General features: G+C 67.5%; 11 protein-coding genes and 2 pseudogenes. 6 read left to right on the forward strand and 7 right to left on the reverse strand.

Features of this window, described 5'->3' with window-relative positions:
- Positions 1–78 precede the first annotated feature (78 nt).
- Complete coding sequence (locus D4B81_RS16985; protein WP_122263864.1) at positions 79–534, forward strand: tetratricopeptide repeat protein; 456 nt, start codon at positions 79–81, stop codon at positions 532–534.
- Positions 535–905: 371 nt separating this feature from the next.
- Here D4B81_RS16985 and D4B81_RS16990 read toward each other — a convergent pair.
- From D4B81_RS16990 to D4B81_RS19050, 3 genes and pseudogenes are all read right to left on the reverse strand, one after another.
- Positions 906–1,584: pseudogene (locus D4B81_RS16990) on the reverse strand (IS30 family transposase); the annotation flags it as partial.
- Complete coding sequence (locus D4B81_RS19045; RefSeq protein ID WP_237566080.1) at positions 1,548–1,940, reverse strand: transposase; 393 nt, start codon at positions 1,938–1,940, stop codon at positions 1,548–1,550. The pseudogene D4B81_RS16990 and the gene D4B81_RS19045, both read right to left, overlap by 37 nt.
- 16 nt (positions 1,941–1,956) lie before the next feature.
- Positions 1,957–2,331 (reverse strand): IS110 family transposase, encoded by a 375-nt coding sequence (locus D4B81_RS19050; RefSeq protein ID WP_237566081.1) that lies wholly within the window; start codon positions 2,329–2,331, stop codon positions 1,957–1,959.
- Between the two features lie 503 nt (positions 2,332–2,834).
- On the opposite strand from D4B81_RS19050, the gene D4B81_RS17000 reads away from it, so the two are divergent.
- Genes D4B81_RS17000 through D4B81_RS17010 form a run of 3 tightly spaced genes read left to right on the forward strand, consistent with a single transcriptional unit; the run spans position 2,835 to position 4,592 of the window.
- Entirely contained in the window at positions 2,835–3,593 is a 759-nt protein-coding gene (locus tag D4B81_RS17000; protein WP_122263865.1) for a terminase large subunit domain-containing protein, read from the forward strand.
- Positions 3,554–3,991: a hypothetical protein gene (locus tag D4B81_RS17005; protein WP_122263866.1), complete on the forward strand. Its 438-nt coding sequence runs from the start codon at positions 3,554–3,556 to the stop codon at positions 3,989–3,991. The genes D4B81_RS17000 and D4B81_RS17005 overlap by 40 nt, the downstream gene beginning before the upstream one ends.
- Before the next feature lie 22 nt (positions 3,992–4,013).
- Positions 4,014–4,592 carry a hypothetical protein gene (locus tag D4B81_RS17010; protein WP_122263867.1) on the forward strand — a complete coding sequence of 193 codons (579 nt, stop codon included), beginning with the start codon at positions 4,014–4,016 and terminating at the stop codon, positions 4,590–4,592.
- 179 nt (positions 4,593–4,771) lie between these two features.
- Here D4B81_RS17010 and D4B81_RS17015 read toward each other — a convergent pair whose 3' ends face one another.
- Together D4B81_RS17015 and D4B81_RS17020 are read right to left on the reverse strand one after the other, a co-directional pair.
- Entirely contained in the window at positions 4,772–5,395 is a 624-nt protein-coding gene (locus D4B81_RS17015) for a hypothetical protein (RefSeq protein ID WP_122263868.1), read from the reverse strand.
- Positions 5,383–5,628 carry a hypothetical protein gene (locus tag D4B81_RS17020; protein WP_122263869.1) on the reverse strand — a complete coding sequence of 82 codons (246 nt, stop codon included), beginning with the start codon at positions 5,626–5,628 and terminating at the stop codon, positions 5,383–5,385. The genes D4B81_RS17015 and D4B81_RS17020 overlap by 13 nt, the downstream gene beginning before the upstream one ends.
- A 102-nt stretch (positions 5,629–5,730) precedes the next feature.
- On the opposite strand from D4B81_RS17020, the gene D4B81_RS19375 reads away from it, so the two are divergent.
- The gene (locus D4B81_RS19375; protein WP_474100191.1) at positions 5,731–6,156 is read left to right on the forward strand and encodes a tyrosine-type recombinase/integrase; all 426 of its coding nucleotides are present in this window, start codon (positions 5,731–5,733) and stop codon (positions 6,154–6,156) included.
- 864 nt (positions 6,157–7,020) lie between these two features.
- Here D4B81_RS19375 and D4B81_RS17035 read toward each other — a convergent pair.
- Positions 7,021–10,731: a CHAT domain-containing tetratricopeptide repeat protein gene (locus tag D4B81_RS17035; protein WP_161965261.1), complete on the reverse strand. Its 3,711-nt coding sequence runs from the start codon at positions 10,729–10,731 to the stop codon at positions 7,021–7,023.
- 118 nt (positions 10,732–10,849) lie between these two features.
- Between D4B81_RS17035 and D4B81_RS19055 the strand changes: the two are divergent.
- Positions 10,850–11,333 (forward strand): annotated as a pseudogene (locus D4B81_RS19055) (transposase); the annotation flags it as partial.
- 787 nt (positions 11,334–12,120) lie between these two features.
- Here D4B81_RS19055 and D4B81_RS17055 read toward each other — a convergent pair.
- Entirely contained in the window at positions 12,121–12,492 is a 372-nt protein-coding gene (locus D4B81_RS17055; protein WP_122263875.1) for a hypothetical protein, read from the reverse strand.
- Between the last annotated feature and the right edge of the window lie 298 nt (positions 12,493–12,790).

Below are 12,790 nucleotides of genomic sequence, written 5' to 3' on the forward strand. Positions count from 1 at the left end.
CCGTAAGAACCCGGTCCTCACCGAGGTCGGATCCAACTAACCGAGCCTCCACGAAACCCGGGGCGATTCAGGTTCAGCGTGATAGACCCGGCTGGCAACTGGGTGCGGGTCAGCCAACGTCCCGACGTCGGTCAGGAGCCGAGGGTAGTCGACGATCGCACCGGGTGGGTCTCGGCCGGCGGCGGGCGGCTCGCCATCGCTCTCGAGAACGCCGTCGTCATGGCCGACTCCCACGGCGACGTCCCGCAGGCGCTGCGCGTCCTGGGTGGCGCCGTCGACAAGCACGACGGAACGCCACCAGAGAAGGCCCGAGCCCTCGCCTACCTGGTCGAGCTTCAGATCCGCGCCGACGAGCCCGCCCACGCCCGCGGGACCCTTGACCGCCTTACCGCCCTCCAGGCCGACACCACCATCGACGCCGACGACCTTATCGCCGTGCGTGCCGCGCTCGACGAGGCCGAGGAAGCCATGCGAGACACCACCGGCCCGGGGAGGAACCGGAGAGTCCGGGGAAACCCGGCCTCGTCAGGGTGATCAGCGTGGCTCGATGAACCAGCGGTGCGGCCGGCCAGCACCTCCGCAGACCTGACCCTGCGCGCCTCCCGATGTCCCCGTTGAGCTAGGGCACCGTCCACGGGTTCTCCACCTTGATTTCGATGACGGGAACCTCACCTACACTGCTCTGACCAGCAAACATTCGCTCGCGCAGTCACACCGTGTCAGCACAGTGACAGTTAGCTCGCTCTTGCCTCCACCAGCAGCCCATCTGCAGGCCCCGCCGTGCGTCGGCGGCGGCATAGAGGTGGCACGGTGCTCCGGCCGTGGCTGGGCGACCTCCCAGCGGTCGTGACATGGCTTGTCGGCGGCGCTTGAAAACTGAGCAGGTACGGCGCGGTGGGTTCCACTCAACGTCGCAACACCGGCGGACCTTGGGAGGCTAGCAGCGCGGTGAACAGCTGGTGCGGCGTGCGGTCGCCGAGGACCATCCGGGGGCGATTGTTCAGCTCGTCCTCCACAGCGAGCAGGTGCTCGAGCTCATGGATGCCGAGGTCGGTCCCCTTGGGGAAGTAGTCGCGCAGCAGCCCGTTGGTGTTCTCGTTCGACCCGCGCTGCCAGGGTGAGTGAGAGTCACAGAAGTAGACCGAGGCGCCGACGGTCCGGGGGATGCTCAGGTGCCTGGCCATCTCGGTGCCCTGGTCCCAGGTGATCGAGCGCCGCAGGTGCGGCGGAAGGTCCCCCAGGCGGGCTGCCAGCGCCTGGTGCAGTGCCTCCCCGTCTCGGTAGGGCAGGTGCAGCAGGCGCAGCACCCGGGTCTGGCGTTCCACCAGTGTGCCGATCGCCGACCGCTGCTCGCGGCCGATGATCAGGTCGCCCTCCCAGTGCCCCGCCTCGGTCCGGTCGGCGGGTTGGAAGGGGTCGCTCGTGCACGGTCAGCATGGGCTGCTCGAACCGGGGCCGCCGCCGCTCCACACGCTGTTGCGCGCGCCGGTGCTCCCGCCCCGTCCGCAGCGGCGAACGGCGGTGCGGCGCCAGCGGCGAGGGTCGCATCAACGCAGATCCCGGCTGGTAGATGGCCTGGTAGATGCGAACCGGGCGATGTCACCGACGTCGGCCAGGACCCGCGCGGCGACCACGGGCCCGACACCGTGCAGCCCCATCAGCGTCGAGCCCCGGGCCAGGACCAGGGTCTTGAGCTCGGCGGCGGCCTTGCGGATCTTGGCGTCCACGACGACCAGCTCGGCCAGCTCCTCGGCCGCGATCCGCCGACGGGTCCTGCCGGCGACGTCACGTGGACGCACGCTGGCCACCAGCTGCTTGGCCTGGCCTGTGGTGATGTCCTTCTTGGCCTGTCCGGGAAGCAGTTCGGCCAGCAGCGCCTGCAGCCGGTTCACCACGGCGACCCGTCGCCGGGTCAGCGCCTCGCGCCGGTCGACCAGCATCCGCAACGCCTCGAGCTCACCGTCGACCTTCAGGACCCGCAGCCCTTTCGGTGCGGACCGCGACGATCGCTATCGAGTGCGCATCCAAGGCATCAGTCTTGCGATTGTGCCCGGTGTCGAAGAGCCGGACCCGAGCAGCGAGCTTGGCAGGTACATCCACGACGTGCTCACCGGCCTCGAGCAACCGTTGCGCCAGGGGACGGCCAGCACCGTTGGCGCCCTCCACCGCCCAAAGGCGCTCGGGCCACGACCTCGTGTACGTGCGCATAGCCGCGTAGCCGGCGCGGTCGGTGCTGAACCGCCCTGCGCCGAGCAGCTTCTCCTGCTGGTCGACGACCTCGATGGTGGCCGACAGCTTGTGGGGATCGACCCCGATGATGACCCGTCCCATGTCTTGCCTACCTGACGCTCGTACCAACTGTGGTCGGCGAGGTGGGCAGTGCTACTACGAGCAGGGCAGTCCCTTCTTGAGCCACGCCTCGTCAGCGGTGCCCGACGGGCTGCAGACCGAAAGTGAGCCACACCCCCCACAGGAACGGGGGGTGGGCAGCCCAATAGAGAGCGTCCCGTCGAGCACCTGGATCGAGTCTGGCCAGACACCGACCCTGCGTCCAGTCTCTAGTAGCCCAGAACGACGTACGGCCTGACGCCGCACATTGGCCGTAGCCGCACCGTGGCTCGCCATCCGCGCCGCCATGCTGGACCCGCTGCGCCCCTACCCCGACGCCGGCGCAGCCGTGGCCGCCCGGCTGGCCGCGCTGGAGCACACCGAGGGAGGTGCCCCCGGTGCTTTCGCCCTCCCCTCTGGCCGGTGACCTCGCCGCCGCGCTGGACCCCGTCGTCTTCGCCGGCCAGAGGCTGAAGTTTGCGCCTGATCGCTGGTAGCGCACCCTCATGCGCTCCACCTCCCGGCGCGTGCTCGTCCGGTGCGCCCGGCAGGTCGGCAAGACGACGACCACGTCGGTCAAGGCGCTGCACACCGCGCTCTACCAGCCGGCGTCGCTAGTGCTGGTGATCAGCCCCAGCCAACGAAAGTCCGACGAGTTCCTGGTGCGGGTGCGCAGCCTCTACCGCGCGTCGGGCCGCCCGCCGCCCATCGCCCGTGAGGCGGCCAGCGCGATCGAGTTCGTCAACGGCTCCCGCGTCATCAGCCTGCCCGGCACCGAGGGCACCAGCCGCGGATTCGCCGGGGCACGGCTGCTCGTGCTGGACGAGGCCGCCCGCGTGGACGACGACATCTTCGCCGCCGTGCTGCCGATGGTCGGCTCCCAGGGAGCCATCTGGGCGCTTTCCACCCCGTGGGGCGCACGCGGCTGGTTCTACGACCTGCACGAAGGCGACGGCGCAGCGGTCAACGGCTGGGAGCGGCACCTCGTGGACGTGCACGCTAGCGACCAGTACGACGAACGGCGCATCAGCGATACGCAAGCCACAGTCAGCCGGTTCGTGTGGGCCAGCGACTACCTCTGCGAGTTCGAGGACGCCGACGCCCAACTCTTCAGCAGCACCGCCCCGGCGTGGGCCGCCCCGTGGAGGAGAACCACGTGCGCCACCTCGCCCGCTGGCCGATGGGCACCCCTTACCACGAGGTCGTGGAGCAGGTGTGCACACTCATGCGCCGCCCGCCGCTGTCCACCGACGCACTGCCGGTGATTGACCGGACCGGCGTCGGCGTGGCCGTGATGGATATGTTCACCGAGGCGTGGCGCGACGGGCCCATGGCCGGAATCACCCGCCCGGTGGGCGTGACCATCACCGGAGGCGACCACGGCACCGATTACAACGTGCTTGAGAGCGACCTCATGGGCGCCGTGCAGGCCACGCTCCAGGGTGGACGCCTGCGCATCGCTCCCGGGCCGCTGGTGCCCGTTCTCCAGAAAGAGCTCCTAGCGTTCCGCCAGAAGATCAGCGCCGCGGGCCGCACCACCTACGACGCACCCCGCCGCGAGGGCGAGGGCCACGGCGACCTCGTCATGGCGCTGGCGCTCGCCCTGGTCTGGCCCAACACCATGCGCAAGCCCGACCGGATCGACCGCGAGCATCCCGCCTGACCGGCCCCGTAGCATCAGGGCCATGGACTGGTCATGGCTGCCGCCGCTGCTGACTGTCGCTGGCACCCTCGGTGGAGTGGCACTCGGCGACCGGTTGCGCGGGCGCAGCGAGGAACGCGGCCGCAAGGCAGAGGACGAGCGTAGGTTCCACGACGACCGGCGCACCCTTTACGCCGCATGGCTCGCCCACCTGGACAAACTGGAAGACCTTGATGACCAGATGGAAGTCAGTGCGGAGGAGCACACGTCGTCGGAGTGGAGAAGCCAGTTAGCGGAACTGTCGAACAAGTGGCTGCAGGAGGCCAGCCGACTGAGGTCACAGATTTCGCTGGTGGGAAACCAAGCCGTCATGGACTCCCTTGACTACGCGACGGACGTGGGGGTCAAGTACCTCTGGAGATACGCTCACTTACCGACCGACGGGACTGCTATCAGCGAGGAAGACTTGCGCGGCTACCAGCACGGCAGCAACGACTTCGGCAAGGCGTTCCTCGGGTGCGTCAACGCGATGCGCCTGCACATCGGGGAAGGGCCACTGGACCATCAAGTGGCGCAACGGGGCGGTGCGTTGGCGTCGGTGCGTATTGTCGATGACGTCTGAGCGCTTCCTCGACGGGAGGATAGCGCGCTCAGGCGACGGCCCCACGGTGCCCCGGTGTGCTACCTTCCGCGGCTCTTGTCACGCTGACAACGTGTGAGCGCTTCCTCGACGGAAGAACAGCCTGCTCGGGCACGGCGCACCGACCAGCGCCCACGGGCCGCTCAGTGCGTGTGAGAGCCCTACACGTCGTCCGGGCTAGGCTCCTCGTCCCGCCATCGTTCGCCCTCGTGCAACTCGCCGTCCTCGTGCCGGTGCCACATGACGCCCGCCGCGTCGCGAAACTGGACGGTGACGGCTTCCCAGTGCTCGTCCCTGGTGTCACGCGGGGCGAGGTGGATGTGGCCTACTTGTCCAGGCGCTACGACATTCTGCGTTCCAATCCGTACCATGCCGTCCCGCTCTTCTACGGGCACACGGACGTCGTAGATAGGCATCGACGACTGGTTATGGACATTGACCCACCCGTGGTAAACGTACCGCTCGTAGCGGTCCCGGAGCGCCATTAGATTCCCCCCGGGCCCGCCGAGCACCGAGTCCCACCCTGCGTCGCCCGTGGGTTCCGGCGGGGCCACCCAAGACTTCGGGTCCGGTTGTGCTTCCGGCTCGATGTGGATGACGGCTGCAACCGACTCTGCCTGTCGGCGCCGTTCGGCCGCGTCGCGCTGTCGTCGCTCTACAGCCCGCTTGTCCTCCTGCTCCCGCAGTAGGCGCCGCTCGTGGTTGGTGTCGCGGATGGCCCAGACAAGGGCAGCCGCCGCCAGCAGTGTTGAGACCCCCGAAAACCACAATCCTATGGTGTCCACGCCCGCACTACTCCCTGCTCGCCCATCAGCGCACGGAACCGCTTGACCAGCCCAGCCTTGTCCATCGTGATGCCGTGGCGTTGCATCACGTCGGCATACGCCTTCGCCCTTCCCTCGGCGGTGTCGTGCCGCTGCGCCGCCCGGTTGGCTTCCGCCGATGCTGGCTCGGTCTTGGCCTCTACCTGACGCTGCAGCTTTCGCATCTCCTCGTCGTTGAACTTGAACCCCGCCATGCCCTCATCCCTCCTGTGTTGTGCCGCGTCCCTACAGGTTGACACGCGGCACTGACGGACCCTGGGGCGACACACCCCCAGCCGGTGCCCCAGCGCTCGGGGGTGCCGAGCGGCCGCTACCGTGCCCGCTACATCGGGCCAAACACCGTCCTCCACAGTGCTCCCGCCACCTTTCAGTCTAAGATCGACGCCGAGATGTGGCTCGCTGCCGAGCATCGCCCTATCGCTCGAGACGAGTGGGCCGCACCCAGGACGAGAAATGTAAGGGAGCAGTCAGGCAAGACGTCGACGCTGGCCGATTACTCCGAACGGTGGATGGAGCAGCGCGAGCTGAAGCCGCGTACCCACGACCGCTACCGAGCACTGCTCGACCGACATATCCTCCCCCAACTTGGGGACGTGTCCTTGGCGCGCGTCACCAGTGAGATGGTGCAGGACTGGTACCGCCGGCCTGGACAAGACTCGGCCCACTCTTCGGGCGCACTCTTACGGGCTGCTGCGTACCGTCCTCGGAACAGCGGTGACTGATGAGAGGACCCGGCGAACCCTTGCCACATCCGGGGGGCTGGAACCACTAAGCGCGTCAAGCAGAGAGCCGGCGACAATTGCTGAGCTGGAGGCGATCGCACAGGCGATGCCCGACAAGTACCGACCGATGGTCCTGCTGTCGTCCTCGTGCGCGCTGAGGTTCGGGGAGCTCATCGAGTTGCGCCGCAAGGACTTGGACTTTGAAGAACGGTGTGATCCACGTCCGACGGGGCGTGGTCCGCACCGGTAGCAGGTGATCGTCGGCACGCCCAACCACGCTCACCGACGAGGAGATCCGCGAGGCGCAGGCCCTCCTGAACACCCGCCCACGAAAGACTCTCGCGTTCGACACCCCCGCCGCTAACTCGCCCAACTACTCACCGTTGCGCAGACGGCTTGAATTCGCCGAGGGGGACTTGTCCACATGGGACACACCCTCGATATCCAGGTCGGCGCATTAACCTGGGTCACTTACTGCAGGGCAACTCCGCGCTAAGGGCCGGGGCTGTCAGTTGGCTGGGCGTGCTTGGCGGAGCAATTCTTCGACGGTGACGTCAATGACGTGCGCGCGCTCGTCCGGCGACGAGTGGCTGGGATGATCCAATTGGAGCCGGACGGTACGTGACACCACCTCTGTAGTGGGTTCTGGTTTGTTCTGCCTCCGCAGATCTTGATATACCGTCCACGCTAGGCTCGCGATGCTGACAATTAAGGCGCCGATCGAGACCGGGTCCACATACTGATCGGGGGGGGCATCCGGGTCCCTGCCCAACTCCACATCGACGTCCGTCGGGACATCCGCTCCATACTGCTCGCTCAACCGGATCGCGGCCGCCCGCGCCGCTGCTTCGACAGATCTCTCCACTACCCATCCTCCTTGGACTCCTGCTCTCGCGCCGCCTCGGTGGCGTCGGCGATGAACCTACCAACGTTCTCGGGGAGAGGTTGCCCCGTGACCTGCTCCCACGTCCTGGCCAGAGCGGGGTGACCTAGGCTAGCCGTCATCCTCACCAATCGCGCCAGCGCCAGCCCGGTGGCCGGGTTCTGGAAATCCTCAAACGTCGCCACCGCTCGCACAGTCCACTCCAATGCCTCCCACGCATCCGAAGTTGCTTCGGCCAGGAACCCCAATTGGGTATAGGTGTTCGCCATGCTAGGCCGATACTTGAGTTCCTCGCTGATCGTCAAGGACATGCGATACCAGTTCTCGGCCTGGTCGAGCTCCCCGCGTCCTTGGGCGACGATCCCGAGCTGGTGGTAGCTCCCGGCCATCCCGGGCCGGTCTTTCAGCTGCTCCGCGATAGTTAGCGCCTTTCGGTACCAGCCTTCGGCTAAGCCGAGTTCGCCGCGCTGCTGGGCGACCATGCCGAGCTGGTGGTAACTGCTGATCATGCCGGGCCGGTTCCTCAACTGCGTCTTGATACTCAGGGACTTGCGATACCAGTCCTCAGCCTGGCCGAGCTCACCCCGGTGCTGGGCGACGATGCCGAGCTGATGGTAGCTGGAGGCTATCCCAGGCTGGTTGGCGAGCTTCTCCTCGATCGTCAGCGACTTGCGATACCAGTCCTCAGCCTGGTCCAGCTCACCCCGGTGCTGGGCGACCATCCCGAGCTGATGGTAGCTGGAAGCCATCCCAGGCTGGTTGGCGAGCTCCTCCTCGATCGTCAGCGACTTGCGATACCAGTCCTCAGCCTGGCCCAGCTCACCCCGGTGCTGGGCGACCATCCCGAGCTGGTGGTATGCAGTCGCGACGTCAAGCATTAAGGCGTCTGTGGGGGGTTGCTGCTCCAGCATGGCGAGGATGTCCTCATACGCGCGCTCGGCTCGGTCGAGCAACCTCGCCTGCTGATAGCGAGAAGCTTGCTCGGCGACAGCGAACAGCCAGAGGGCACCGGCTGGGGTGTCTAGCGCCGGGGGAACTCCATCGGCAGCTTCGGTGGTCAGGCGCACACGGTCGGTCCACGCGTCCTGCTCTTCGCGCGATCCGCGCGCAGCACCGTATGCCTCCAATGCCTGCAAGACCGCCTGGGCTGCAGAGTACTCCTGGGTGCCGAGTGCCAGGGTGAGTAGGCGGTGCAGTGTTGCTCTCTGCGCACCGATGAGGCTAAACGCCAGGGCTGCTTCTCCGGACCCGATCTGGTGAACCAGCCAGTCGCCGAAGGCCGCGTAGGCGTGCAGCAGCGCAGTGTCCGCGGCGGCCCGCTCAGCTCGATAGTCGGTCTCGGTGCCTGTGTGGCTGCGCCACATCGCGGACAGGTACCCAGGCAGGGCGGGATGGATGTGGTACATCCCGGCCCCCAGGCCAGTCAGCAGTCCGACCTTCGCGGCCTGTTCCAGCGCCCCCGCCCACTCCTGGGCGCTAGTTCCTGCGAACCGGGCAGGTACCCCGGGTATGGAGGAGAAGTTGCCAAGCACGTCCTGGTCGACCACTCCCTGGAAGGCGGCGACCGCCGGCATCAGGTGCTGGACGTCCTGGGGCAGGTGCCGGTAGGAGTAGGTGATGCTGGCCGTCAACGAGGTGGATCGGGTGCGGCCATCGACCTCCGCCTGCAGGTCGATGTCACCATCAAACAGGTCACTGTCTTGCCCGGTGAGGCCTTCGAGGATCTGTTTGGGCGTGTGCCGGGTCAGATGTGGCAGGGTCAGCCGCATGCTCAACGGGTGCCCGTCCAGCCAGAGCAGCAGGTCGGCGTAGTCACGGGTGGCCCGGTGCCCGGCAGGAACAGGTAACGGTGCCAGCAGGTTGTTGGCGTACTCGATTGCCTCCTCGGTGCCCAACCCGCCAACGACGAGCCGGACCAGGCCGGGCGGTAACCAGTCTTCGGCGGTCCGGGACGTCACGATCACCATGGACCGCCCGTTCCCCGTGGTGACCTGATCCAGGAAGTCGGCCAGCCGCTCCTTCTCCTCCTGCGGCAGCGGTGGTGTCGCCTCGTGAGGGTCGGGCATCGAGTGCACCGACTCGAAGTTGTCCCACACCAGCAACACCCGGTTCTCGGCCAGTACACGGGTAACGACAGCGAGCCGCTCCTGGGCGGTGAGAGCGTGGAAGCGGGTGCCGAGCAGCTGTCCGCCGATCACGTTGACCACCCCGTCCACCCCGAACGTGGCCACCCCCGGCTCGAACGAGTGCCACACCACCCATCCCGGGTCAACCACCCCACCGGTAGCGGCGGCCCAACGACCGAACGCCTTCGCCAGCTCCGTCTTCCCCGTGCCACCCGGGCCGTGCAGCACCACAGCACGCCGACGCTGCAACGCCGTCTCCATCTGATAGAACAAGTCGTCCCGGCCCACGAACTCACCCGTCGCCGCCAAGAAGTCGCGACCCGGCTCGTGGTCTGATGGTTGCTGCAGAACACGGTCGAGGAGCGCGTCGATGGACGCGGCGGGTTGGTGAGTTGTCGTCAACTGGGGGAAGGACACCTCGCTGCGCATGTAGTGCACTGGGATCACCCAGTCCTGAAGTTCCAGCATGCCTTTGGGGCTGTGCCGCAAGTTGCGCCGGGCCATCCGCTCGCGCCCGGCGGCCACCGCTGCTGAGACCACGTCGCCGGCGAACAGCCTCTCGTAGAACGCGGTCATGAACTCCGCCGCCGCGGTGGCATACACGCTGTAGGCCATCGCCACCACCGCCCGCGCGCCCTGACCCAACAACCGTGTCGCGACCGCCGCCTCCAGCTCCTTACCCACCGCCCCCGACTGACAAGCATTCAGCACCACCACCGGCACCCGCCCAGCCGCCAAGACCTGCGCGACCGTGCCCGCATCCACCGCCTGCGCCCCACCCTGCGCCTTCTCGAACACCAACGACCCCACCCCGGTCCCATCCGCAAACATCCCCCCGCCCCCAGCGACCCGACCTGGTTCCTGACCTAAGGAACCGTGCCCGTCGAAGTGCACTACCTGGTAAGGCGCCCCTGTTTCCGCCGCCCGCACCAGCTCAGCCTGCAACGCCTCCAACGTCGGCGGACGCAGCACCACCAGATCCACCTGGCCCCGCACACTCGACAACCGGTCCACCAACGGCCGCGCGATCATCTGATAAGCCACATCCGCAACCCCCGCCGGCCGCGAGATCACCATCAGCACCCGCAACCGTTCTCCCTCCACGGCGAACGTCCTCCCCGTTGCCCCCGTCGGCAGGCTCCGGGAGATCCGCACCCCGTCCAACACCATCGGCACCGGCCGCGACGCATCCCACATCAGCTCCCACGGCAACCCCAAGGCCCCCACCGCAGGCGAGCGGAGCACCACCTCGAACGGCGCCCCCGCCCCTCGCAACTCCACATACGCATCACGGGCCGGGCCGGCGCCGAAAACACACTCGAACACCCGCCGCCCCCACTCCCCCAATCCCGCTGCAACCCGCGCGCCCCGCTCTTCATAGACCGCATACGGCAACGCCAGATACTGCTCCAGATACCACCTCAAATCCTCCAGCTCAGCAGCATCTAACGGCCACTCGACCTTCGGCACCACCCCCGTCACCGGCGCCGGCAGATCCCCACCCCGCAACACAGAGACCCGAGCCGAGCCGTCCCCGTCCACATCCACCAACAACGTATCCACCACGCAGGCAGCCTGACCCACCCATACCCACACACGCAACCCCGACACCAAACCGAGGACTGTCCACCGAACGGTGTTCTTGGCCTGACACGCCGGCTCAGCTGGCGGGGAGGGTCACCTGATGACCGAGAACATTCCGAGCGTGAGCTCCATGCTGCAAATGGCGATGAAGACGACCTCGCGCAGCGAGGCCGAGCAGGCCGCGGTCCGGGAACTGGTCAAGGCCGCCCGGGCTCGCGGTGAGGACCTGGCCGGCCCCGACGGGCTGCTCAGGGCGATCACCGCCACCGTCCTGGAGACAGCCCTGGAAGAGGAGCTGACCGAGCACCTCGGCCACGAAAGCACCAGGCCCCCATCGCCGGAAACGGCAACATCCGCAACGGCACGACGCCCAAGACGGTCCTGACCGACGCCGCCGGGGAGGTGACCATCGCGGGCCCGCGGGACCGGGCCGGGACCTTCCAACCGGTCCTCGTCAAGAAGCGACAACGGCGCCTCTCCGACGTGGACGCGGTCGCGATCAGCCTGTTCGCCAGGGCCTGACCACCGGCGAGATCACCGAGCACTTCCACGAGGTCTACGGCGGTCGATCGCCAAGTCGAGACCGACCGCCGCCCGTGGCAAGGGTCGCTGGTCGCGGCCGGGTACACCGGATAAGGGCTGCAACCCGATGTCGGTGGCCAGGTAACGGGAGCGGCACTCCAGCTCGGGGGATCTAGGGTGCAGGGTCTTCCCTTAGGCGGCGTCATTCAAGCGACCGGGAGACCTGGTGATCCCTTGCTTGTGGCGGGCCATCTGCGGGAACTCCCGATGGAAGGGGCGGCGTCCCCGTTCATAGTCGGACACCGCGGATGCGCAACTGCTGGCTGAGATCGTCCGCGCGGACCGGGCCCACCACCGCCCGGCCGCTGGCGACAGCGTCACAATCGAGGCGGTCAATGTCAGCGCCCGGCGCATCAGTCGATGTTCTGGGACCGGACCCGGCACGTGCTGCGCCGGGGTTCGGCCCTGCGACAGTTCTTCCCCGCCGCGCTGACGGCATTCGAGGAGCTGTACGCCCCGGAGACGCTGGTACTACTCGCCCAGGCGCCTGACGCCGACACCGCGTCGCGCCTGTTCGAGCCAAGATCGTCCAGGCCTGACCGCCGCCAACCGGCGCGACGTGACTGCCCCCGCCGAGGAAATCAGAAACGTGCTGACCGCTCCCGAGCTGCGACAACCCCGACATCGACCATGTCGTCATTCGTCCTGCGGGCGTGTTCACCGTCAACGCGAAACACCATCCCCACGCCTCGGTCTGGGTGGGTGGCGATACGTGATTGAACCGTTCGCCGGTCGCCCAGCGCTGCCGACAGCGCCGCTAGGCCGGCACAAGCAACCTCTGCGTACTCATCACAGCTTGCTCTCAGCCGTCTCCGCCGATGCTGGCGCATCCTCGCACCGGTCCTCGCCGGCGTCATTGGCCTGGTCGCCGCCAGCCACCCCACGGATGAGCCGGTAGACCTCCCGAGCGGTCAAAGTGGCAACACCGCACCACGCCAACGCCTCCTGCGTGGCCAACCCCTCGTCCTCGACCAACGATCGCAACGCCCGCCCTGCCCGCTGCTCGCAGTCGGTGGTCACCGCGTCCCGCTCGGCCAGTGCCAAGGCCACCAGCTCTCCCCGCTTGGCCAAGCGTCGCTCTCGCTGCGCCTGATCCTGGCGTACCTTCGCCCGAGCCTCCCGAGCGCGCGCCCGAGCCTGCTGCCTCACCGTCTGCTCCACCGTGACTCTCCTTCGACCTGGGAAGAACTCCTGACACCACCTGAAGCGGACGAACACGGCCCAGGGACTCACCCCGCACACCGATCACCGCCCAGACAGGCCGAGCCGAACACGACTCACGCACGCTCACCGACTCCGAGCCAAGCAGAGCCCGCGCAGACTCACCGACGCTGACACCGACCGAAACCGCCCTGCTCATGTGCCACACACCTCTTGCATCGCCGGGAGAAGCGAGCATTATCGCGTCAGAAGTCACACCCGCCGGGTGGTCTGCGGATTAGTAGGGACTCCGACGTCC

The sequence above is a fragment of the Ornithinimicrobium cerasi genome (assembly GCF_003702705.1).
GTDB classification, from domain to species: domain Bacteria; phylum Actinomycetota; class Actinomycetes; order Actinomycetales; family Dermatophilaceae; genus Ornithinicoccus; species Ornithinicoccus cerasi.

What these genes read in the sequence shown, in the direction of transcription:
- D4B81_RS17005 (WP_122263866.1), top strand. Translation starts at nt 3,554, where the DNA reads ATGCGCCGCCCGCCGCTGTCCACCGACGCACTGCCGGTGATTGACCGG.
- D4B81_RS19045 (WP_237566080.1), bottom strand. Translation starts at nt 1,940, where the DNA reads ATGCTGGTCGACCGGCGCGAGGCGCTGACCCGGCGACGGGTCGCCGTG.
- D4B81_RS19050 (WP_237566081.1), bottom strand. Translation starts at nt 2,331, where the DNA reads ATGGGACGGGTCATCATCGGGGTCGATCCCCACAAGCTGTCGGCCACC.
- D4B81_RS17000 (WP_122263865.1), top strand. Translation starts at nt 2,835, where the DNA reads ATGCGCTCCACCTCCCGGCGCGTGCTCGTCCGGTGCGCCCGGCAGGTC.
- D4B81_RS17020 (WP_122263869.1), bottom strand. Translation starts at nt 5,628, where the DNA reads ATGGCGGGGTTCAAGTTCAACGACGAGGAGATGCGAAAGCTGCAGCGT.
- D4B81_RS17010 (WP_122263867.1), top strand. Translation starts at nt 4,014, where the DNA reads ATGGACTGGTCATGGCTGCCGCCGCTGCTGACTGTCGCTGGCACCCTC.